This window comes from Verrucomicrobium spinosum DSM 4136 = JCM 18804 (genome assembly GCF_000172155.1).
Taxonomy (GTDB): Bacteria; Verrucomicrobiota; Verrucomicrobiia; order Verrucomicrobiales; family Verrucomicrobiaceae; genus Verrucomicrobium; species Verrucomicrobium spinosum.
Genome location: NZ_ABIZ01000001.1, coordinates 2,064,371 through 2,084,812, shown reverse-complemented (window position 1 = coordinate 2,084,812; position 20,442 = coordinate 2,064,371). Strand labels below are relative to the sequence as shown.

The following is a 20,442-nucleotide window of genomic DNA, read 5'->3' as shown; positions in this document are numbered from 1 at the left end:
TCGCAACCCTGAAAGAGGAGCATGGACTTAAGGTGCCCCCCTATTTTGGATGGGACCCAATTTTACATACAGGGGCCGTGACCGTGGCTAAAAGGGGAGGCCATTACCCCTCCTTTACCCCTTGGACATGACGACCAACAACATCACGCCCCTGACCCAGATCCTCCCGGCCACCGAAAAGTCTTTCGCCTCCCTGCTCAGCGCCTCCGGCATCACCTCGCCCACAGATCTGGCAAAGAACCAGCCAGAGAAGCTGTTGCGCTGGATGGAGGAGGTAAACTCCGAACAGCGTCTGGTGCGGAAGCTGCCCACACTGGACACGGTACGCGAATGGATTCGCCAGGCGCAGTCCTGGGACACCGCCGCCTGACGAAAAGGGTCAACCAGAGGAAGGCCGCTACTCTGCGGCCTTCAGCGCCTCCCGCAATACCGGCTCAAAGGCATCCGCCTGGCGGAAGAATCCCAGATCGCTCGGGTGCGAGCCATCCGTCGAGCCGTCCGCATCCTCTCCCAGCAGATTGTCCCCCGGGATGTAGAAGAGTGCCGTCACGTTTTCGGCCTTGAGCTTGTCGAAGGCCTCCTTGAGCGCCGCGTGGTTGTCCGTGTGGTATTTGGCACGCTCGGGATGGATCCATGAGTTCGTGTTGCGGCGGTCTTCCACCAGCACAATCGGGGTCTTGGGCCGGGCAGCGCGCAGTTGCTTGACGAGCGGGACACAACGCTCGCGGATCAGTTCTGCTCCCATGTTCGGGTTGCAGTCGATGACATACACCGCGGGATCGAGCTTCACCAATTGATCCCCCACGGCCGCATCCATTTTGCCGTTGCCGGAGAAGCCGAGGTTCATGACGTGCCGGTCCAACCGACGCCCGAGAATGGCAGTGTGCACCATGCCGGGCCGTGAGGCACAGGCCCCGTGCGTGATGGAGGTGCCGTAGAACACCACCGGCTTTGGCCGCGCCGTCTGCCCCTCAAAGGTGGCCCCTTCACTCACGCCGATCTCCAGCTTCTCCACGCCGTTGAAGAGCGGCAGATACAGCATCCACTCCCGGGCGTCCCCTTTGATGGTGCCTGTGAGATCCGCCTGAAGCTCCTGTTTGTCCGGCTTGCTTACCCCCACCCAGCGCCACTTGCCATCTTCAGCCTTGGCATAGAGATCCACGCCGCTCACTCCGGTGGCCGGCATGTGCGGCAAGGCCAGGTTGGCCTTGAGCAATTTGTACCGCACCTGGATGTTCGTGGCGTTGCTTTTGAAGCGCACCAGCATGCCCGCGCTGTCGCGGCTCAGATTCCACACCGTGTCCGTCACCTTGCCTTCCGCTACAGAAGGGAAGCGATCATAGTACCGCTTGCGGGCCTCATCCGGCCAGCCCCGCCCTTCCAGATACGGAGCGGCATCGTGCCAGGTCAAAGGCTTGGCCGCGGGCTTGGCAGGCTGCGCCGGGCTGGTGCTGGGCACCGGCTCTGAGGTGATTGTCGCGGACTTCGCTCCCTCAGGTGAAATCACCGTCGCCCCTTTTTGGGCCATGAGTGGGACAGTGGAGAGGGAGAGAGTGGTCGTGATGAAAGATCGGCGATTCATGGGGAGGTGGAAAACAGAAGCAGCTCCTGTACTGAGCTTCAACCAAAACGCCATCAGTTGACCACCATCTTGCAGGAGAAGCGCACAAGACCCACTGACCCGCCTAAAGGCGGAACTCCAACCCTCTCCGCTCCCATTTCATGGTTGGAGTTCCGCCTTTAGGCGGTCACCGCTCTACCAGCCATGACCCACTCTTCCACATTGGATTACCTCGAACCCGCACCGGCTACCGGCTCACCGTCCCAAGTGTCGCTCCAGAAACTCAAACGTCCCCACCCCATGAATGGTGTGCGGACCATTAAAATACTCGATCCGAGACTTCTCCCCCAGTCCCAGCTTGTTGTAATACCGGAAGACCTTGGCGTACTCATAGGCCACCCATTCATCCAGGCCCACGCCATCGTCGTGGCCGCGCTCCACCATGAAGGGGCGGGGTGCGATCAGCGCCGCCATCTCGGCATAGTTGAAGGTGTTGCCAAGATTCCATTCCCAGATCTCATACTCGCCGCTGTAAACATAGCTCAAAGGCAGGTCCACCGTGGCGCACTTTCGCACCCACTCATTGAAGTCACCCGAGCAGATGGAGAGGGCATAATCCGGCAGCACCGCGGGGATGCGCATGGCCGACTTGCCGCCGTAGCTGAGGCCGTAGAAGGCGATTCGCCCCCCATCCACAAAGGGCTGCGTCTTCAGCCACTCGAGCGTCTGTTGATGCTGCCCGATGATGACGGAAAACAGGCTCAGCCCCACGAGATTGAGCTTCCGCTGAATGACCCGAAAGTGATCCTTGCCGCGGTAGAAGTTATGCGGAGCAAACACGACATAGCCCTTGCGGGCCAGAGTGGCGGCAAAGCCTTTGTAGGCCCCGTAGGCTCTGGCTGAAGGGGCCTCATTCACCACATCTTCCGGCAGGCCTTCCAATCCGTGCTGACAGACCACCACCGGGCGCCGCCCGCCTTCCTTGATGCCCTTCGGTACAAGCAAATAACCCCAGGCCGGCACGCCGGGCCAGACCTCCAGCATCACCTCATGAGTCACGAACTCGGAGTTCTGATCCAGAACGCGGCTCCGGGCGGCGGGTGGCCCCGCAGGATCAGGCAGACGCCCAATCGACTCCTCCCAAAAACTCTCCCGCAGCTTCGCCGTGGCAACCGACCGCTCTACGTCGGTCTTGGCGGCAGCCAGCGGCTTCCACACCAGAGTGTTCCGCTGGCGCTCGCAGACCTGAAGCGCCCGCCGGGCGTGATCCACCAGCTCGCTCACCAGACGCTGTTGCCGCGCTCTATCATCTGGCAGAGACCCGCGCCGAATGCGCAGTTCAGAAGGGGCGTCCAGCTTGCCCAGGCGCAACGCTTTGCGGAGCCAGCCTACAGCCTCCACGGGAAAGATCGCCAGCTCCCCTTCGTCGGCGATCACGAGCCGGAGATGCTCGGTCAACTTGTCCCCCACCAGTTGGCGGGCCCGCTTGATCCCTTTTCTCACGGATTCCTCATCAGGTGGGGTCAGAGTGCCAGGGGCGGCGTTTTTCCTCACACCCACAGCTGGCTCCACCGGGGCAGGGAGGGCGGCATATTGGCCGTGGGCGATGATGAGGGGACGAGGCATCACCAGACCGGCGATTTCGGCCTCGCCAAACTCCTTCACCAGCCCAAAGCCGTTCCGCTCCAGCGGGCGTTGCCAGGTCTCTTCCAACTCCTCCCAAGCCCCGCTCACCAGCGTCGCATCGATCCGCTTGTCGAGTGCAGCCGCCATCAGCGCCAGCCGTCCGCCTTCGCCATAGCCAGCGACGCCCACTGGCACCTTCCGTGCGCTCATCCACTCCACCAGCGCCAGGACTTTGTGGAGCTCGTAGCCCCCCACATTCCGCCCCAGCTCGAATGTCTGCCGGTAGATCCACTCCCGGTGCGACTGGTCGGTACGCAGGCCCAGCTCGGGATTGCCGGAAAAATCCGACTGCCGGTTGATCAGCGCCGGGATGACCACATCACACCCTGCCAGGCCCAGTTCATGGGCCGCCTGGCCAAGAGCCTCTTTGCCCTGCACCAGCCCGGCCAGCTCCTCGGGAGTCTGATCAGCATCCGGCAGGAGGACGATGCACGCGGTCGTCTCGCCCCGTTGTTTGAGGTAGATGCCCTCCCCATTTACGCCGTTCAGCACTGGCCAACGCACGGCGTGCACCCCATACTTTGCCGCGTCCGCCAGACGCAGTTCATGCACCGATGAGCTCAGGTACTCCAGCCCCACCATCGGCACGCGGACGTCCAGTTTGTTTACTCCCAGGATCGTCGCCAAACGGGCCCGCTGGGGCTCTACCGAGGCCTCGTAAGCCTTGGCAGAACTCAGGTCCCGCTTCCAGAGATCTGCTCGCTTTCCCTCTGCCTCCTGAATGAGGCGCATGGCAAACCCATCAATGTCCGCCACCATCGAAGCTGATCGGGCCTCCCCGGTTGCCTCCTCCAGGGGGGACGTGCCAGCCAACGGTTCCTGCCCAAAAATCGGGCCCGCCAGGGTGACGCACACCGGAATCCAGCCAAAATGGAAGTGCATGGATCAAAGCGAACCAAATCGCCAGCCATTGGTCAATATTTGCCGCTCCCCGCCCGCGACTCCCCTCTTGCATTCTCCGCCCGCTGCCGTTTGAATCTCCGCCATGAAGCGCCTTGTCCCTTTCCTGCTTGCTCTGCTCCTCGCCCCCTTCCTCATGGGGATGAGCAAGAAGATCCCGTACTCGATCACCTTCCATGCCCAGGCTTCGGAGCAGGACCCCCCCAAGACCTACTTCCCGCTCGACATGGGCGGTCAGCGGATGCTGTTCAAGCTCATTCCAGAGATCTCCCAGGAGAACGTGGTGGCCTTCCATCCCTTTCCTGCAGATGACGGTACCCAGGGATGCGCACTCCAGCTCGATTTCCGGGGCAAGGGATCGCTGGAAATCATCACCCGTGGTCGCAAGGGGGAATACCTGATCGCCATGGTAAATGGCAAGCCGGTGGACTTTGTGGTCATGGATGATCCGGTCACGGATGGAATGATCACCATCTGGAAGGGATTCACCCCTGAGATCATCGCACAGATGGACAAGAAGACCCCTCGCATCAAACCCGGCGGCCCGCCCAGCATGAACAAGAACATGGAAATGGCTCCTGTGGGCAAACGCGAGCGCAAAGACGCCTACGAAGCCCATAAGGCCGAGGAAAAAGCGAAGGAAAAAGCCCGCAAGGAAGGCCGTTCCACGGAACCTGAAGTCCCCAGCCTGCCGGTAGCTCCGACGACGAGCCGCATCCCTGTGGAAGGAGCCGCCCCCACCATGGCTCCCACGCCCGTGCGCCCCGGTGCCCCTGAGCCGTACATCCCTCCGTCAAATCCCATCCCCACCGTCCCCACCGAGCCGCTGTTGCCCCAGCGCTAGTTTCAGCCATAAAAAAGCCCGCACACCCGTCTTCGCAGCATGATCCGGATCGTCCCCGCCGTTGCCTGCCTGCTGGCCGCCACTGCCAGCTTGACCGCTCAAGCCCCATCGACGTTGGGGACGCCGCCCCCCCCTCCAGCAGCCTCGTTCCCGCTCGGCCTGCCCACGGACAACGATGCGCTGCTGCGCGGGGACAACGCCTCCTTCTACATGTATGTGGACCGGATTTTTGAGAATCAGGTCTCCACTCCTTGGGAAGGCGGCCAGTACGGCTACGTCCGGGGACCGGTCAGACATGGTGGGGAGATGGTGTTGATGGCCTTCCATGAGGGCATTGACATTGCTCCGACAAAACGGGATGCCGCAGGCGATCCCACCGATGAAGTCCGCGCCATCTCCCCTGGTAAAGTGGTGCACTGCTCCCTGCTCGCCGGGGCCAGCAACTACGGTCGCTACGTGGTGGTGCAGCACGACACTCCAGACGGTTCCTTCTTCTCCCTCTATGCCCATCTCAGCAAGATAGGCGTGCAGGCAGGTCAGGAAGTCCACCTCGGCACGCCCTTGGGCGTCATGGGCTACACAGGCAGCGGGCTGAACCAGAAGCGGGCCCACGTCCACCTGGAGCTCAACCTCATGCTGAGCAGCCGTTTCGATGACTGGCACGCCCAGAACTTCCGCCCCAGCCCCAACAAGCACGGCATCTACAACGGAATCAACCTGACGGGGATCAACATCGCTGGCTTCTATCTGGCACATCAGAAAGACCCGGGCCTTACCATTGCCACCTTTGTCCGCAACACAGAGCCCACCTGGAAAGCTGTGATACCACGCAAAGGGGACCTGGAACTGCTGAGCCACTACCCTTGGCTTGCCGACTCGCCCGCCTCCCCCTCCGCCTCCTGGGAGATCACCTTCGGCGACTCTGGTCTGCCCATCCGCGTCCAGCCCAGCTCGCTTGCTGTGGTCAGGGCTCAGATCACGTGGGTGAAGGATCGCGGCATGCCCCACGGTTACTACACCCGCGGTTACATCGCAGGCAGCGGAGAAAAAGGCACCCTCACCGCCGCAGGCAAACGCTTACTGGACCTGGTCTCCGGAGATTTTGTGGCCCCTGCGCCGGCGAAGGAAGAGGAGAGCCGGAAGGTCTCCACGAAGAAGAAGGGCTAAGGAGGGAGGCCAGTCGCTCCGCTGGCGTACTTCGACTGGCAGCGAAGCCTTGGTAAAGAAAAAGAGCCGTCTCGGCCCTTTATGCACAAACTGGATCTCGCGGAAGCAAGAACCGAGACGGTTCTTCCACCTTGCTGACGCTGGCACCCCACTCAGGGAACTCCGGCCGATCCGTCAAAGAGCTCTCGCCAGAAACCCCAGACCCGCCATTGCGGGTCCGGCAACACTCCTCCCCAACTCACGAGACAGGCGCGAGAACGATCTTCTGCACATCCATGATGGCCCCGCCATTTTTGCTCTGGGGCTTCACCGCCAGGCGATAGGTGCCGGGTTCTTTGATCTCAAGTTCACCCACATTCACGGGAGCCCACTTCTGGAAGCCGCCAGTGTCCTGCACTTTGAAGGTGAGCGCCTGTTCGCCAAGCTGGATGGCCACCTCGCTGCCGCCCCCAGCTCCGCAGCCCTGGTGCACGGTCACATTGTATTTGCCGGCCTTGTCCACCGTGAACTCCCACTCGGCAAAGTCTTCCTTCTCGGTCCAGAAGCCGAGGCAATTCTTCTCAGGCTTGGGTTCATAGCGCATGTTTTCGCTCCAAGTCGTGGCATCTTTGGCCAGCAACTGGAGAGAGCCGTCTTCGGTCGGTTTCACCTCTTCACCCTCCTGGGTGGGGACCAGCGCAACTTCTTCCAAGACGAACGTGGACCACGCCACGCCATTGGGAGTGTAGAACGCCATGAACTGGTCACCGCCCTGCGGGATGTAGATGTCGCCGATATAGAGTCGCTTCGTCGCGCCACTGGTGCTCACCAGGGTCTTCTTAAGGCGGAGATCGCCGAATTTGAACTGTACGCCCAGCGTGGAAGACTTGAGCGAATACGAGATCCGGACGCTGTAGCGTCCCCAGCGCTTTGACTGGAACGGGAAGTTGTATTGCTCCCAGTGCTCCATAGGAGCAAAGGTGCTCTGATCTTTGGACACTTTGAAGGACATCACCCCGCGCTCAGGAAGATCCTGCCGCTCAATGGGCTCCCCACTGCCAAAATCTCCAAGACCGGAGAGCGAATCAGTCACCGCGTAGGGCGAGGCAGGCTGAGGAGCGGGGGCAGGAGCCATCGCCAGGGACGGATCCGTCTTCAGAGCCTCTTCCGGCTTCACGGTCTCTGTGGGAGCAGCGGCAACAGCCTCCTTTGACTCCTGCTGCACCACCTCCGGAGTCGCTTTGCCGACAGTGGCTTCGCTCTTGCCGCACGCGGAAAGAGCAAGTGGGATTCCAACGATTAGGAGGGAAGCAAGGGGGCGGTTCATGCGGGCAATAGCTCTAGACAAATGAGGAGTACGACCGCCTTCAACGCCCGGTACGCCCAACTTATTAGGCCGAATTCTCCTATTCCGCCGCCCCCCAGTCCTCACCCCCCACACACTTCCCCGATAGCCAGTCGCACAGCCTTCACCATCGTCTTCAGTTCAGACTCCACCACGCAAAGCGGAGGCATGAGCACGATGGTGTTGGCAATGGGGCGTGTCAGCAGCCCATGTTTGCGGGCAGCCAGGCACACACGGGTGCCCACCTGCTCCACTGCATCGTAATCCAATCGTGGAGAACGCTGTTTTACCAGCTCGATACCCGCGATCAAACCGCAGCGGCGGATCTCCGCGACATGGGGCAGGCCAGTCAGTCCTTGGAGGAGGCGCTCGAACACTTTCATCTTGGCAGGCAGCTGCTCAAGCACCTTCTCCTCCCGGAAGATGCCCAGACTGGCGAGCGCCGCAGCGCACCCCAATTGATTGCCGGTGAAGCTGTGCCCGTAGAAAAAGGTCCGCCCCTCTGAGGGAGCACCCAGGAAGCCTTCATACACGCGTTGATTCACCAGAGTGGCCGCCAGCGGCAGATACCCACCGGAGAGCCCCTTGGCCATACAGAGGAAGTCCGGCACCACTTTCTCCTGCTGGCACGCGAACATCGTGCCAGTGCGGCCGAACCCCGTCATCACTTCGTCCAGAATGAGGAAGATCCCCTGCCCCCGGCACCAGGTTTCCAGGGCCTTCAGCATGCCCTTGGGCCAGAGACGCATGGTGTTCACCCCCTGAACCAGCGGCTCAATGATGACCGCCGCGATGTGCTGAACATCATCAGCCGGGAGAGCTGCCAGGTCCTCAAACGTTCGTACCCGCTGTACCACATAACCAAACTGGTTGGCACTCCCCTTGAAAAGTGGGATCCCGCCCAAACTCGCCGCGCCCAGGGTATCGCCATGATAGGCTGAATCGAAAGCCAAAATGACGTCCCGACCAGGCTGACCGTTCTGCCTCCAGAACTGGAGCGACATCCGCACGGCGGCCTCGATAGCTGTGGAACCGTTGTCCGAGAAAAAGACCTTCTCCAGCCCGCCATCGGGGAAGAACCCCACGAGTTCACTGGCAAGCTGCGCCGCCGGCGGATTGCCAAAACCAAGGTAGGAAGTGTGCGCCACGCGATCAAGCTGCGCCTTGATGGCCTCGTTGATGCGCGGGTGGCAGTGCCCGTGGATGTTGGTCCAGATGGAGGCGTTCCCATCCAGATAGCGGTTGCCATGCTGATCCACCAGGTAGCACCCCTCTCCGCTACAGAGCATGAGGGGCTCATGCTCCGCCGCGCACCAGTCGCGCATGGGGGTGAAAGGATGCCAGGTGTAAGCCTTGTCGAGTTCCGCGTAGTTCAAGCGTGTTTAGAGGGGGGAGTTTGCAGATGCCGCCCCTCCCATGAACCCAAAAGGCGGAGCCATCAACCCCCGGATAGAGCGGTCACATGGGCGGTCACCGCTTTTCCCAAACCATCAAGATTGTAGCCCCCCTCCAGTACGGAAACCAGCCTTCCGGAGCAGTGCTCATCCGCGAACCTCATGAGGGTCTTGGTGAGCGCGGCAAAATTCGCATCGGTGAGCTGAAACTGCCCCAGAGGATCATCCACCCGGGAGTCAAACCCTGCTGAGATCATCACGAGATCCGGCTTGAGCCGGGCGGCTTCCTGCAAAATGTGGTGCTCCAGCGCTCCACCGATCTCGCCATAGCCCGCTCCCGCCGGGAATGGGAAATTCAGGATCATTCCCTTGCCTTTCCCCTCGCCTTTCTCCTCCGCCCACCCTGTGTAGGGATACCAGGGAGCCTGGTGGGTGCTGGCAAAGATCACACTCCCATCTGCATAGAAGATATCCTGCGTACCGTTGCCGTGGTGCACATCCCAGTCCACGATCAAGACCCGGCCGGCCCCGTGCTTCTTCTGGGCCACCCGGGCTCCAACGGCGATGTTGTTGAACAAGCAGAATCCCATCCCCTGCGCAGGGCGGGCATGATGCCCAGGAGGTCGCACGGCGCAAAATGCGTTCTTGAGCTTCCCGGTCATGACGGCATCCACCGCCTCCACCACGCTACCGGTGGCGTGGCGCGCCACCTCCAGGGAGCGCGGGCAGATCGCGGTGTCGCCAGTGCTGAGATCACTCCTGCCCCCTGCGACGTCGCGCTTGGCAGTTTCCAGGTACTCACGGGTATGGCAGAGCAGGATTTCGTCGTCAGTGGCCGGCCGGGAAGTGATGGCCGTCATCGTTTTGGTCAGGCCCGCAGTGGTGAGTGCCCGGGCCACCGCCTGGTAGCGCTGGGGCGACTCCGGGTGCCCACCTCCGGTGTCATGCTCTGCGCTGATGGCATCAAGTACGAGTCCGGAGGTAAGGGCAGCCATGCCTCATGGGAGCAGGCAGGCGTTCCGGTGTCAATGCAGGATGCCCGGTCCGCTGCTTGCATTCCCGCCCGGCCAGAGCCATGACAACACCCTCCAGTCCCCCAATGAGTTCCGCCGCCAGCGTCATCAGCATCGAGACCCCGCTTGATCAGGTGGAGGGACTGCGTCCCGCAGCCGTGCGCATGCTCGCCAAGGAGGGACTCACCACCGTGGGAAGCCTGGTCCTGCATTTCCCGGCCCGCCACGAAGACCGGCGGCGCATGGACTTCAAAGGGTTCGGCCCCAGCGAGACGCCCGTGTGCCACCATGTGAGGGTGCTAAAGACGCGTGTGTTGCGTTTTGGCCAGCGCGGCGGCGTATTTGAAACGGTGGTGGAGGCGGCAGAGTCCAATCCCCTGCACCAGCAGCTCACGTTGCGGTGGTTCGGCATGGTGTACCTGCAAAAGGTCCTGGCGGTGGACATGGAGCTCATGGTGTACGGCAAGATCAAGGAAATAAAGGACCGACTCCTCATGGACCACCCGGAGTATGAGATCCTCCGTGGCGATGATGACGATGACGAGGCCGGCATCCACGCCTCCCGCATCGTTCCCGTGTACCGCCTGCGCGGCGGACTGAAGCAGAAGCCCCTGCGCCGCACCACCTGGCAGGTGATGGAGCATCTCCCCGCCGTCGCCCTGCCGGACATCCTCCCCCGGCCCAAGGCGGGTGGAGACTTCGCCGGGATGACCCGCGCCACCGCCCTGCGCACCCTGCACCACCCGGAGGGGTTCGATGAACTCACCAAGTCCCAGCGCTATCTGGCGCTGGAGGAGTTTTACCTCATGCAGCTCCGGGCCGTGCGGAGGAAGTTGCAGTTCAAGCATCATGGTGGCACCGCCCAGCGGGCAGAAGGACGGCTGCTGACCGCGTTCCTGGAAACTCTGCCGTTCCAGATGACGGGAGCCCAGAGCCGCTCGCTTGAGGAAATCCTGGCAGACATGGCCCTGCCCCAGCCCATGAACCGGCTCCTGCATGGCGATGTGGGCAGCGGCAAGACTGTGGTCGCCCTGGCCGCCATGCTCATGGCCGTGGAGGCCGGTCGGCAGGGGGCACTCATGGCCCCCACCCAGATCCTCGCGGAGCAGCACTATGAAAACGCCCGCCGCTGGCTGGAGCCCCTCGGCATCCGCGTGGCGCTGCGCACAGCGGACAAGGTGCTGGATTCCCAGCCTGAAACGTCAAAAGCCGACGTATTGGGGAGCGCACGCTTCCAGCGTGCCGTAGTCGGCATCCTGCCGACTACACACGCCAGCGGGACAAGCGAACCCATTTACCACAAGCGTCGCATGCCCCATATCGAACGTCCCTGGGGCAAGTACATGCTCACATGGAGTACCCGTGACCATCGCCAGCTGTCTCCACAGGCGCGCGATTGCGTCGCGAGCGCCTTTCGATACTTCAACAGAATCCGATACAATCTCTTCGCGGTCGTCGTCATGCCTGATCACGTGCATGCCCTGCTCGAACCGCTTCCAGAGTCTTGGGATGATGAAGGAAACGCCACCTTCCACTCACTGGGCGGAATCACTCACTCCATCAAGTCCTTCACGGCAAACGAGATCAACAAGCTGGAAAAATCGACCGATCCAGTTTGGGAAAAGGAATCCTACGACCGCCTCATCCGCTCCGAATCCGACCTCCAGGAAAAATTCACCTACATCGTCACCAACCCCACTCGCTCGGGCGCGGTGGCAGATAACGAACCCTACCCGTGGCTGTGGACACCGGACGACATTCCGCAGGATGCGGAATGCAGCACGCTGGAAGCGTGCGCTCCCCAGATCCCTGCAGCCGATCGCGGACCCGACATCGTCATCGGCACCCATGCGCTGCTCTATGAGCGCAGCGCGGGCAACCTGCCCCGCCTGGGCCTCGTGGTCATCGATGAGCAGCACAAGTTTGGCGTGGCCCAACGGGCCCGCCTCATCGCCCAGGGGGAGGCACCGGACGTGCTGGTGATGACCGCGACTCCCATTCCTCGAACCCTGACGCTTACCCTCTACGGAGACCTGGATGTCTCGACCATCGACCAACGGCCCAAAGAGCGCGGCAAAATCATCACCGCCGTGCGGGAAGTCACCAAGGTGGAAGAGGTCACGAAATTTGTTCTGACCCGTCTCGAAGAAGGACGGCAGTGCTACATTGTCTATCCCTTGATCGAAGAGTCAGAAAAACTCGATGCCGGGGCCGCGACCACCGGGCTGGAAGAGTGGACCAAACGACTGGCCCCGCATGCCACTGGCCTGCTGCATGGCCGCATGGACACCGAGGCCAAGGAGGCGGTGATGCGGCAGTTCCGGGAAGGCAGCGTCAAGGTGCTGGTCAGCACCACGGTCATCGAGGTGGGCGTGGATGTCCCCAATGCCACGGTCATGATCATCCACGACTCCGGCCGGTTTGGTCTGGCCCAGCTGCACCAGCTTCGCGGTCGCATTGGTCGTGGCGCACACACGTCATATGCCATTCTCTTCGTTCCCAAAGGGGACAAAGAGGCCATGGCGCGGCTCAAGCTGCTTGAGGAAACCACGGATGGCTTCAAGATTGCAGAAGAAGACCTGGCCAGACGAGGCCCGGGGGATGTGCTCGGCAGCGCCCAGAGCGGCCAGTCCCCGTTGCGCTTCGGCTCGCTGCTCGCCGACACCCGCCTGGTCACAACGGCTCGCCGTCTGGCTGAGCGCACCCTCAAGGGAGACCCCGAACTCCTCCACCCGGAGCATGCCCACCTGCGCGCGATGGTCGGCGAGGAGGTCTTTGGCGAGGGCACCATGCAGTAACCCTCCATTTCACCACCGTTCCCAAGTTCCCGAACTGCGAAAAAAATCTAACATCCCCGGTCCATCCCCTTCCAAGGGAAGAACATCCCGGGGCCATCCCTCCCAACCTGGCTGCCGTACCTCTCTGAGACATGCTCGAACAATTCCGCCGCATCCTTCTTGTCATCATCATCTTTTTCGCCGCCACCTGGCTGTATCGGCAGTGGCAGGCACGTCAGGGTGGTGAGAGCGTGTTCGACTACATTCAGACCAACACCACCACTCCCGAGAAGTTTACCAGCCCCCCCGCTGCACGACTGACGGCTGCAGATGTCCCGGGTCTGGCCAGGCTCAGTGAAGAGTCGGCCAAACTCGCCGGGTCGGTCCTGCCCTCCGTGGTGAGCATCGACACCGCCACCATCAGCCGGGTGGCTGTCAGAGACATCTTTGGCTACTTGCGCGGCTACCGCAACGATGTGTCGCCCGGCCTGGGCTCCGGCGTCATCGTCAGCAAAGAAGGTCACGTCATCACCAACTACCATGTGATCAAAGGGGCCACACAGATCAAGATCACCACCAACGACCGCAAGTCCTACAAGACGGAGATCATCGGCGCTGACAGCCAGCGGGACATTGCAGTGCTCAAGATCCTGGGTGGCGGAAACAACTTTCCTGCGCTGAACTTTGCCAATTCGGACGAGGCACGCGCCGGACAAATCGTCTTTGCCGTGGGCAACCCCTTCGGCCTCACCGGCACCGTGACCCAGGGCATCATCAGCGCCACACAGCGTCGCTTCAGCGACACGTCCAACGCCCTGCTCCAGACCGACACGGTCATCAACCCCGGGAACTCTGGCGGGCCCCTCGTCAACATCTATGGTGACATCATCGGCATCAACGTGGCCATCTTCACCCGCGGAGCCGTGACCAACCAGGCCTGGCAGGGGGTGGGGCTCGCCGTCCCGGCCAATGATGTGAAGGAATCGTTTCAAGCCATCATGAACCGGGGGGCTCCGGTGCTGGGCTTCCTCGGCATCGAGGTAAGTCCTGAACCCGTGGCGGTGGATTCCGCCCTGGGCACCACGCTGGGTGCGATGGTGGAGACGGTGAACCCGGAGTCCCCCGCTGCCAAGGCTGGCATCCAGGTGGGGGATGTCATCATGCAGTTCGGTCCACGCACCTTCAACTCTGTGGATGAACTGATGCTGATGATTGCCAAGGCGCGCCCCGGGCAGGAGATTCCCATGATTGTGGTCCGCGACGGACGCATCCTGAACATCAAAGCCGAAATCGCCCCGCGACCTGCAACCAACTGAGGAACAGTCCTGGCTCGACAAACGCGCCTCCGGCTGTTGCAATGGGCGAAAGGTTGGAACATTACATGCTTATGTCCAACGCCCGTTACTCCATCCGTTCTCGCGCCCATGGTGGCGCGTTCGGGCCGCTCTTGATTATCATCGTGGCACTGGCAATGAGTGCCGCCGTGTTTTTTCTATTCACTAAAAAGTGGGTCGAAAAAGAGAAGCCCGCTCCTGACCCGCAATCCAGCACCCAACCGGCCGCAGAAGCTCCTCCATCGCCCGCCCCCAAGACCACTTCAGGGCCCGGTGCGGAGGTACCCCCATCAAAGAAAGCCGCCCCTCCCAAGACCCTCGGCTTTGCCCGGCCTCAGGACCTCGCTCAACAGCTCACTCAAAATTTGGCGGAAGGCGATTTGAAGTCAGCCGCCGGACTGGTGGCGGCGGGAGACCCCTCCCAAGCCGCAGCGAGCCTGGCCGTGATGGAAAAGATCAAGGAGCTGGGCTACAAAGGTGGTGCCTTGAGCCTGGTGCAAACCCTGGGCCAGAGCGAAGGCGTGGTCCGCCTCTCCATACCGCTCACCGGCACCCAGGGGGCTCCGGATCTCAATCTTCAGATCGACGTCGTTAAGGACCCGAACATGGGCTGGCGCGTGCACAAGCTGCGTCTGCCCAAGGAACTCGAACTCGCCGTGGCCGCCGTCATCCCTCCCGGTGCTCCCATGATCAACCCCGCCGGCGGCCCTCCCCTTCCTGGCGGCACCGGCCAGTCCCTCTTCGTGGTGGACACCGAGCCAGACGCCATCACCCATGCCAGCAATTTTGTCCGCGCCCTGCTTAGGCTCGACTACGAGACGGCACGCTCATATGTGGATGAGAGCAAGATCCCCCCGGTGAAACTGGCCGGCCTTTGCATCGCCTTCGAAGATGGCAAATACTCCCTGCAGGATCACAAGCCTATGGTCGCCACCGTATCAACGGAGACCTCTAGCTGGGTCATCGCCAAGGTGCGTTCCGAAATTTACAAAGAAGAGACCGAGTTTGGCCTGGAGATGGAGAAACTCGCCAGCGGTTGGCGCATCATCGGGCTGAACCTGTCACGCCTGCTGGCCGACAATGCCCGATCCTCTGCCATGGTCGGCATACCCTACACTCCCCTGGTGCAGAACCCGAAAGGCGGCGAGAGCATCGCCCTCTACTTCGAGTACGATCAGGCGGTGCTGCATCCGCGAGCCCAGGCGCAGCTCAACATTGTGGCCTCCATCTTGAAGGCCAGCCCCAGCAAGAATCTCAAGATCGGCGGCCACACAGATGCCAAGGGCAGCGACCAGTACAATGTGGCCCTTTCCCAGCGTCGGGCAGCAGCCGTGAAACAGTATTTCCTGGATCAGGGCGTGCCCCCTCTCCAGGTGGAAACGGTGGGTTTTGGCAAGGCATTGCCCCTCAGCCCCAACGCCAACCCGGACGGCTCCGACAATCCTGAAGGACGCTCCCGCAACCGGCGCGCGGAGATCCTGCTCGACTTCTGACAGGCAAGGTCAGGCTTCTTTTCGCTGAGCCCACTTTTTCCCGGCGGAAAGTGCGCTCAGCGTCTCCGCCAGGCGCTTTTCCAGCGTCTCTTGCCGTTTGGCCGTGCTGATCCAGACCATGTACTCCCGCTGGTACGTAGGCTTCAGGCTCTCAAAGAATGCGGCAGCTTTCCCGTGCTTCTTGAGCGCCGCATCAAGCACCGCTGGCATGGGCCAGGGCTCACGCTTCACCTTCGGAGGAGGCAGAACCACTGGGCTCCGATCCACGGCCACTGCCGCATGCAGCATGGCCCTCAAGGCGGGCTTGGGCACCTCAGACAGCTCCTTCAGCTTGATGCCCCGGATGGAGAGACTCTCCAGCCCGTGATTGAACAGGCCAGCGGGATCGGCCACTTCTCCACCGCGAAAAAAAGCGATCTCCACGTGATCGTTGAAGGCTCCCAGCGCACAGACCCGCTTTCGACCTGAGAAGCAGAGCATGTTGGAGTTGATGCCCTCCTTCAAATCCGGTTCCCAGCGGAAAATCAGATCACGCAGCTCTTCGCAAATCTCGCGGGTGAATCCTGGACAGGTGGCGATCCAGTCATCGGGATCCTGGGTGCGTGAGGCGCGGCAGTCCATGGCGATTTTTGGGGGCGTGAGAAGTGAACCAAACATCTGCTCAGCTCGTCTCACTGACAAGGTCCGAGTGGACTCGGCCATCATCACGATGTCGTTTGGCAGGCACAAAATGATCCCAGCATTTTCCGATCACCATGGTTTGGCCCACCCCTTCAGCCACTGCTGTTTGCACCCTCCTTCTGGCCTGCCTTCTCGCCTCCTGCGGACAGGAAGAGCCGGCACCTCCGGTCAAGGTGACGCCCGCTCCCATCGAGACGGCTCCTCCCGCCCCGCCCCCACCCGTGACTCCGGCCCCCACGCCCATGCCTGCGCCCGCGCCTCCCACCCCGGCACCTCCTATGCCCGTACCGACGCCCACCCCGCCTGCTCCACAGCCTACGCCACCGCTGACGCCCAGCGTGCCGGACTCCGTGCCACCAGAGGAGCGGTTGGGGGAGGTGCGTAAGCTTCGCACCCCTGGCCTGACAGAAGAGTTGCGCCGTCAGGGGTTTGCCCTGGGTGATCCTATCTTCATCCGAGTGTTCAAGGAGACGTTGGAACTCGAACTCTGGATCAAGGCGAAGTCAGCCCCTGCCTTCCGCAAGTGGAAGACCTGGCCCATCGCAGCCATGTCCGGCGAGCTGGGCCCCAAGACCAAGGAAGGCGATCGTCAGGCACCGGAGGGATTCTACCAGGTCACGACCAAGTCCCTGAATCCCCGCAGCAGCTACCACCTCTCCTTCAATATCGGGTACCCCAATGCCTTTGACCAGGCTCACCAGCGCACAGGCAGCTTCATCATGGTGCATGGCAAGGCCGTTTCGATCGGCTGCTTCGCCATGACCGATCCCGTCATTGAGGAGATTTACCTCATGGCTGAGGCCGCTTTAAAAAGAGGGCAATCCTCCTTTGGCGTGCATGTGTTCCCCTTCCGCATGACCTCCGAGCGGCTCCTCCAAGCAGGGGAGGAGCATCCGTCACTGCTGAAGTTCTGGCTCGATCTCCGCCCGGGCTACACCGCCTTTGAATCCACCCAGCAGCCCCCAATCATCAAGGTGGAAGAAAAACGCTACCGGGTCACCCCGGTGGGCACCTCTCAACCGTCTTGACCAAAATCCCCGAATTTGATTGAATGGATGCATGAAAACCACCCTCCTGGTCCTCCTATCTGGAGTGCTCGCCGCCTCTGCACCCGCAGGCGACCTGGCGGACTTCACCGGCCAGCCCTTCAAACTGACCACTAATTTCGGTGACACCTACTACGGCTGCCGGGTGGTGAAAGTCACGCCAGAGACAGTGACCGTCATGCACGAACAGGGGGTGACAAAAATCGGCCTGGACCTCCTTTCGCCCGATCTACAGAAGAAGTTCAACTACGACCCGATGAAGGCGCGCGAGTTCGCCCGGGCGGAACAGGAAAAAAGAGACCAGGAAGTGGCCCGGGTTCGCAGCCTCAAAGAAAAGCGCGAACGGGAAGAGCGCACCATGATGGCCGGGCTGATGGCGGAGGAGAAGAAACGGCTTCAGGATCAGGCAGATCGTGATCAAGCCCGTCGCGACTCCGCCCGTTCCGCAGGCCAGCCAACCCAACCACTGGCGGCCATGCCGGGAGACCCCACTCCTAAGCTGGGCTCTCCAGCACCCGCCTCGGCGGTGATGCAGGGGGAATCCGCAGTCCCCACAGTCGCCCCCATCACGGAGGTGTATTCGCCTGAATCCAACCGGAACCGGCGCTATCTCAGCCGGGACAACGGCTACGCCTATCCGTGGTACCCTGGTTATGGCTATGGTGCCGGGTACAACTACGACTACGGGTATGCCTACCCATACTACGGCAGCGGATACTACTACTCCCGTCCGCAAGCACCTTGCCCCCCCTTCATTCAGCTCCCTCGCCGCCCCACCATCTCAGGCACCATCAAGGTCGGCAATGGTGTGATCAAGATCAACCGGTAGGCCTCCCTCGCCTGCCTGTGTGAATGATGGTGCCAGGCACCCGCGATCAACGGGTTCCTGGCCCTCAAGGTGTCTCTGTCAGGATGCCGCAGTCTTGGGCTCGGGTGCAGTGAACAGCTCTTCACGCACCCGGTCGCGTTCGCGGTCGATCATTTCGTCCGTGGCCCCCATCTCTTCCAGCAGGTAGTCCGTCATGGCCAGGGCGATTTCCCCTTCACTGGTGAACACGGCATTCGCTCCACACTGGCGCAAAGCCTCTGCTTGGTTGAGATAGGAGGTGCGGGTCAGGATGCGGATTTTGGGATTGAGATCGCGGGCGGCCTCGACAATCTCTTTGGCCGGAACGCCAGAGGCGGCGATGATCAGACCTTCCGCCTTCTCGATGCCGGCGTGGTGCAGGATCTCCCGCTGCGCGGCATCGCCGTACACAGCCGGTTTGCCCTCGGCCAGCAACTTGCGCACCGTCTCGATATTCATCTCCACGATCACGGGGCGGAAGCCATTGTCTTCCAGGATGCGGCTGAGCGTGCGCCCCACCGGGCCGAAGCCCACCACCACCACACGGTGGACGGTATCATCCAGTTCCAGAGCGTTCTGCATATCCGCCGGACGGGCCGGACGTGCCCACCCCTTGCTTTCCAGCCACTTCACCAAGGGAGCGATCCCCTTGTACATGAGCGGGTTCAAGGTAATGGAAATCACGGAGGTGAGCACCAGGGCGTTGGTCGCTTCCGGTGGGAGAATCTTCATTGAGGTGCCCAATGCCGCCAGGATGAAAGAGAACTCCCCAATCTGAGCCAGCGCCACTGAGATGGAGAGAGCAGAGGAGAGGGGCTTCTTGAAGAACAGGACCACCGCCAATGCCGCAAGGGGCTTCCCGATGATGACAATGCCCAAGGTGGCCAGCATCAGCGGCCAGCCTGTCTTCAGCGCCCCAGGGTCAAATAACATGCCCACAGACACAAAGAAGAGCACCGCAAACGCATCCCGCATGGGAAGCGCTTCCGAAGCCGCCCGACCACTGAACTCCGACTGCCCCACCACCATACCAGCCAGGAACGCCCCAAGGGCCATGGAAGCCCCGAAGAACTTGGCGGAACCCACAGCAATGCCGAGCGCCAGCACCAGCACAGTCAGCGTGAAGAGATCCCGCGCACCCGTCTTGGCCACATACCCCAGGAACCACGGAATGATCTTCTGCCCGGCCACCAGGGTGAACACACACAACAGCCCCAGCTTGAACATGGCCACGCCCATGGTCAGCCACACATTGCCTCCCTCTGCACCGTGCCCTGCACCCTGCGCGTCTCCCGGGTTGCCGAAGATCGCTGGCAGGAGCACCAGCACGAGAATGGTGAACAGATCCTCCACAATGAGCCAGCCAATGGCGATGTGCCCGCTGGGGGTATGCAAAGCCCGGTTGTCCGAGAGCACGCGGGTCAGCACTACCGTGCTCGCCACAGAAATGGCCATCCCAAAGACAATGCCCGCCTCAATCGACCAGCCAAAGAAGTGGGTGACGATCGCGCCAAGCGCGGTGGCAGCGGCAATTTGCGCCACGGCCCCAGGGATGGCCACCTTCCGCACTGCCAGCAAATCCTTGAGATGAAAGTGCAGACCCACGCCAAACATGAGCAGAATGACACCGAGCTCCGCGAACTGCGTCGCGATGTCATTGTCCGCAACAAAGCCTGGAGTAAAAGGGCCTACCAGAATGCCAGCTAACAGGTAGCCGACAATCGGAGACAATCTGAGCTTTTGGGTGATGAAACCCAGGGCCAACGCAGCGGTCAACCCTCCCGTCAGTGTCAGGATGAGATCAAGGTTGTGGGGCATCGTCTTCCATACCCAGTTGAGCTGGCGAGGCAACCCGTGAGGGCGACTTGGGAAAATTTCCACCTATCGCATAGCCAAATTTCTCCATTCTTTTCCGAAAGAACATAATCTCTTTGCCTCGTGGAGTTTTTCTTGCTTCCATTTGCGTTTTTGCCTGTAATTGCGCCTCAAATTCCCTGGGCTGCTCCTCTGGGACATCTGCAACTCCATGAAATCGATCCCATTCAATCTTGCCTGCTTGCTCAGCCTTGCTCTCGCCGCCCCGGCCTTCGCGGACATCTCCACCACCATGAAGGAGGCCATGAAAGGCGAAACCAGCCTTTACAAGAAGGTAGCCACCGGCAAGGGCTCTGATGAAGATGCCCAAAAGCTGCTGAAGTATGTGAAATCCCTCCCTGCCGAGTCTCCTGAGAAGGGTGATGCGGCCAGTTGGAAGGAAAAGACCGACAAGCTGGTCAAAGCCACCGAAGACGTCGCGGCCAAAAAGCCCGGTGCTCTGCAGGAATTGCAAACCGCCGGCAACTGCAAGGCCTGCCACAGCGTCCACAAGGGCTAAG

16 protein-coding genes are annotated in these 20,442 nt (G+C 61.4%); 9 read left to right on the top strand and 7 right to left on the bottom strand.

From position 1 onward, the window contains the following. Window positions 1–127 precede the first annotated feature (127 nt). The gene (locus tag VSP_RS34530) at window positions 128–370 is read left to right on the top strand and encodes a DUF4332 domain-containing protein (RefSeq protein WP_009959929.1); all 243 of its coding nucleotides are present in this window, start codon (window positions 128–130) and stop codon (window positions 368–370) included. A 27-nt stretch (window positions 371–397) separates the two neighbouring features. Here the strand turns inward: VSP_RS34530 and VSP_RS08130 are convergent, their stop codons facing one another. Together VSP_RS08130 and VSP_RS34525 are read right to left on the bottom strand one after the other, a co-directional pair. Continuing rightward, complete coding sequence (locus VSP_RS08130) at window positions 398–1,582, bottom strand: SGNH/GDSL hydrolase family protein (protein ID WP_009959928.1); 1,185 nt, start codon at window positions 1,580–1,582, stop codon at window positions 398–400. A gap of 234 nt (window positions 1,583–1,816) precedes the next feature. Continuing rightward, entirely contained in the window at window positions 1,817–4,129 is a 2,313-nt protein-coding gene (locus tag VSP_RS34525) for an alpha/beta hydrolase family protein (protein ID WP_009959927.1), read from the bottom strand. Window positions 4,130–4,232: 103 nt separating this feature from the next. Here VSP_RS34525 and VSP_RS08120 point away from each other — a divergent pair, with 103 nt between their 5' ends. Both VSP_RS08120 and VSP_RS34520 read left to right on the top strand, forming a co-directional pair. Next, window positions 4,233–4,991, top strand: a complete 759-nt coding sequence (locus tag VSP_RS08120) for a hypothetical protein (RefSeq protein WP_009959926.1) — start codon at window positions 4,233–4,235, stop codon at window positions 4,989–4,991. Between the two features lie 39 nt (window positions 4,992–5,030). After that, entirely contained in the window at window positions 5,031–6,158 is a 1,128-nt protein-coding gene (locus VSP_RS34520) for a M23 family metallopeptidase (RefSeq protein ID WP_009959925.1), read from the top strand. Between the two features lie 238 nt (window positions 6,159–6,396). Here the strand turns inward: VSP_RS34520 and VSP_RS08110 are convergent, their stop codons facing one another. From VSP_RS08110 to VSP_RS08100, 3 genes are all read right to left on the bottom strand, one after another. After that, entirely contained in the window at window positions 6,397–7,464 is a 1,068-nt protein-coding gene (locus tag VSP_RS08110) for a DUF5077 domain-containing protein (RefSeq protein WP_009959924.1), read from the bottom strand. Window positions 7,465–7,565: 101 nt separating this feature from the next. Next, complete coding sequence (gene bioA / locus VSP_RS08105) at window positions 7,566–8,858, bottom strand: adenosylmethionine--8-amino-7-oxononanoate transaminase (protein ID WP_009959923.1); 1,293 nt, start codon at window positions 8,856–8,858, stop codon at window positions 7,566–7,568. Between the two features lie 62 nt (window positions 8,859–8,920). Continuing rightward, window positions 8,921–9,871 carry a histone deacetylase family protein gene (locus tag VSP_RS08100; protein ID WP_009959921.1) on the bottom strand — a complete coding sequence of 317 codons (951 nt, stop codon included), beginning with the start codon at window positions 9,869–9,871 and terminating at the stop codon, window positions 8,921–8,923. A gap of 104 nt (window positions 9,872–9,975) precedes the next feature. On the opposite strand from VSP_RS08100, the gene VSP_RS39110 reads away from it, so the two are divergent. From VSP_RS39110 to VSP_RS39105, 3 genes are all read left to right on the top strand, one after another. After that, a complete protein-coding gene (locus VSP_RS39110) occupies window positions 9,976–12,687 on the top strand; it encodes a DEAD/DEAH box helicase (RefSeq protein WP_009959920.1) in 2,712 nt (903 codons plus the stop codon). 131 nt (window positions 12,688–12,818) lie between these two features. Then, the gene (locus VSP_RS34505) at window positions 12,819–13,982 is read left to right on the top strand and encodes a trypsin-like peptidase domain-containing protein (protein ID WP_009959919.1); all 1,164 of its coding nucleotides are present in this window, start codon (window positions 12,819–12,821) and stop codon (window positions 13,980–13,982) included. Between the two features lie 71 nt (window positions 13,983–14,053). Further along, entirely contained in the window at window positions 14,054–15,493 is a 1,440-nt protein-coding gene (locus VSP_RS39105; protein ID WP_009959918.1) for an OmpA family protein, read from the top strand. Window positions 15,494–15,502: 9 nt separating this feature from the next. Here the strand turns inward: VSP_RS39105 and VSP_RS08080 are convergent, their stop codons facing one another. Then, window positions 15,503–16,114, bottom strand: coding sequence for a YdeI/OmpD-associated family protein (locus VSP_RS08080; RefSeq protein ID WP_009959917.1), 612 nt, complete (start codon window positions 16,112–16,114; stop codon window positions 15,503–15,505). Window positions 16,115–16,248: 134 nt separating this feature from the next. Between VSP_RS08080 and VSP_RS08075 the strand changes: the two genes are divergently transcribed. Together VSP_RS08075 and VSP_RS08070 are read left to right on the top strand one after the other, a co-directional pair. Beyond that, on the top strand, window positions 16,249–17,202 hold the full coding sequence (locus VSP_RS08075) for a L,D-transpeptidase family protein (RefSeq protein WP_198141343.1): 954 nt from the start codon (window positions 16,249–16,251) through the stop codon (window positions 17,200–17,202). A gap of 31 nt (window positions 17,203–17,233) precedes the next feature. Beyond that, entirely contained in the window at window positions 17,234–18,049 is an 816-nt protein-coding gene (locus VSP_RS08070; protein ID WP_009959913.1) for a hypothetical protein, read from the top strand. Between the two features lie 78 nt (window positions 18,050–18,127). On the opposite strand, the gene VSP_RS08065 is transcribed toward VSP_RS08070, so the two are convergent. Continuing rightward, window positions 18,128–19,885: a cation:proton antiporter gene (locus VSP_RS08065; RefSeq protein WP_029190278.1), complete on the bottom strand. Its 1,758-nt coding sequence runs from the start codon at window positions 19,883–19,885 to the stop codon at window positions 18,128–18,130. 208 nt (window positions 19,886–20,093) lie between these two features. Between VSP_RS08065 and VSP_RS08060 the strand changes: the two genes are divergently transcribed. Beyond that, complete coding sequence (locus tag VSP_RS08060; protein ID WP_156346219.1) at window positions 20,094–20,441, top strand: hypothetical protein; 348 nt, start codon at window positions 20,094–20,096, stop codon at window positions 20,439–20,441. The last annotated feature ends 1 nt before the right edge of the window (window position 20,442 follow it).

Bases quoted from the DNA above. Each gene is read 5' to 3' on its own strand.
- VSP_RS34530 (WP_009959929.1), top strand. From the start codon at position 128: ATGACGACCAACAACATCACGCCCCTGACCCAGATCCTCCCGGCCACC.
- VSP_RS08130 (WP_009959928.1), bottom strand. From the start codon at position 1,582: ATGAATCGCCGATCTTTCATCACGACCACTCTCTCCCTCTCCACTGTC.
- VSP_RS34525 (WP_009959927.1), bottom strand. From the start codon at position 4,129: ATGCACTTCCATTTTGGCTGGATTCCGGTGTGCGTCACCCTGGCGGGC.
- VSP_RS08120 (WP_009959926.1), top strand. From the start codon at position 4,233: ATGAAGCGCCTTGTCCCTTTCCTGCTTGCTCTGCTCCTCGCCCCCTTC.
- VSP_RS34520 (WP_009959925.1), top strand. From the start codon at position 5,031: ATGATCCGGATCGTCCCCGCCGTTGCCTGCCTGCTGGCCGCCACTGCC.
- VSP_RS08110 (WP_009959924.1), bottom strand. From the start codon at position 7,464: ATGAACCGCCCCCTTGCTTCCCTCCTAATCGTTGGAATCCCACTTGCT.
- VSP_RS08100 (WP_009959921.1), bottom strand. From the start codon at position 9,871: ATGGCTGCCCTTACCTCCGGACTCGTACTTGATGCCATCAGCGCAGAG.
- VSP_RS39110 (WP_009959920.1), top strand. From the start codon at position 9,976: ATGAGTTCCGCCGCCAGCGTCATCAGCATCGAGACCCCGCTTGATCAG.
- VSP_RS34505 (WP_009959919.1), top strand. From the start codon at position 12,819: ATGCTCGAACAATTCCGCCGCATCCTTCTTGTCATCATCATCTTTTTC.
- VSP_RS39105 (WP_009959918.1), top strand. From the start codon at position 14,054: ATGTCCAACGCCCGTTACTCCATCCGTTCTCGCGCCCATGGTGGCGCG.
- VSP_RS08080 (WP_009959917.1), bottom strand. From the start codon at position 16,114: ATGGACTGCCGCGCCTCACGCACCCAGGATCCCGATGACTGGATCGCC.
- VSP_RS08075 (WP_198141343.1), top strand. From the start codon at position 16,249: ATGGTTTGGCCCACCCCTTCAGCCACTGCTGTTTGCACCCTCCTTCTG.
- VSP_RS08070 (WP_009959913.1), top strand. From the start codon at position 17,234: ATGAAAACCACCCTCCTGGTCCTCCTATCTGGAGTGCTCGCCGCCTCT.
- VSP_RS08065 (WP_029190278.1), bottom strand. From the start codon at position 19,885: ATGCCCCACAACCTTGATCTCATCCTGACACTGACGGGAGGGTTGACC.
- VSP_RS08060 (WP_156346219.1), top strand. From the start codon at position 20,094: ATGAAATCGATCCCATTCAATCTTGCCTGCTTGCTCAGCCTTGCTCTC.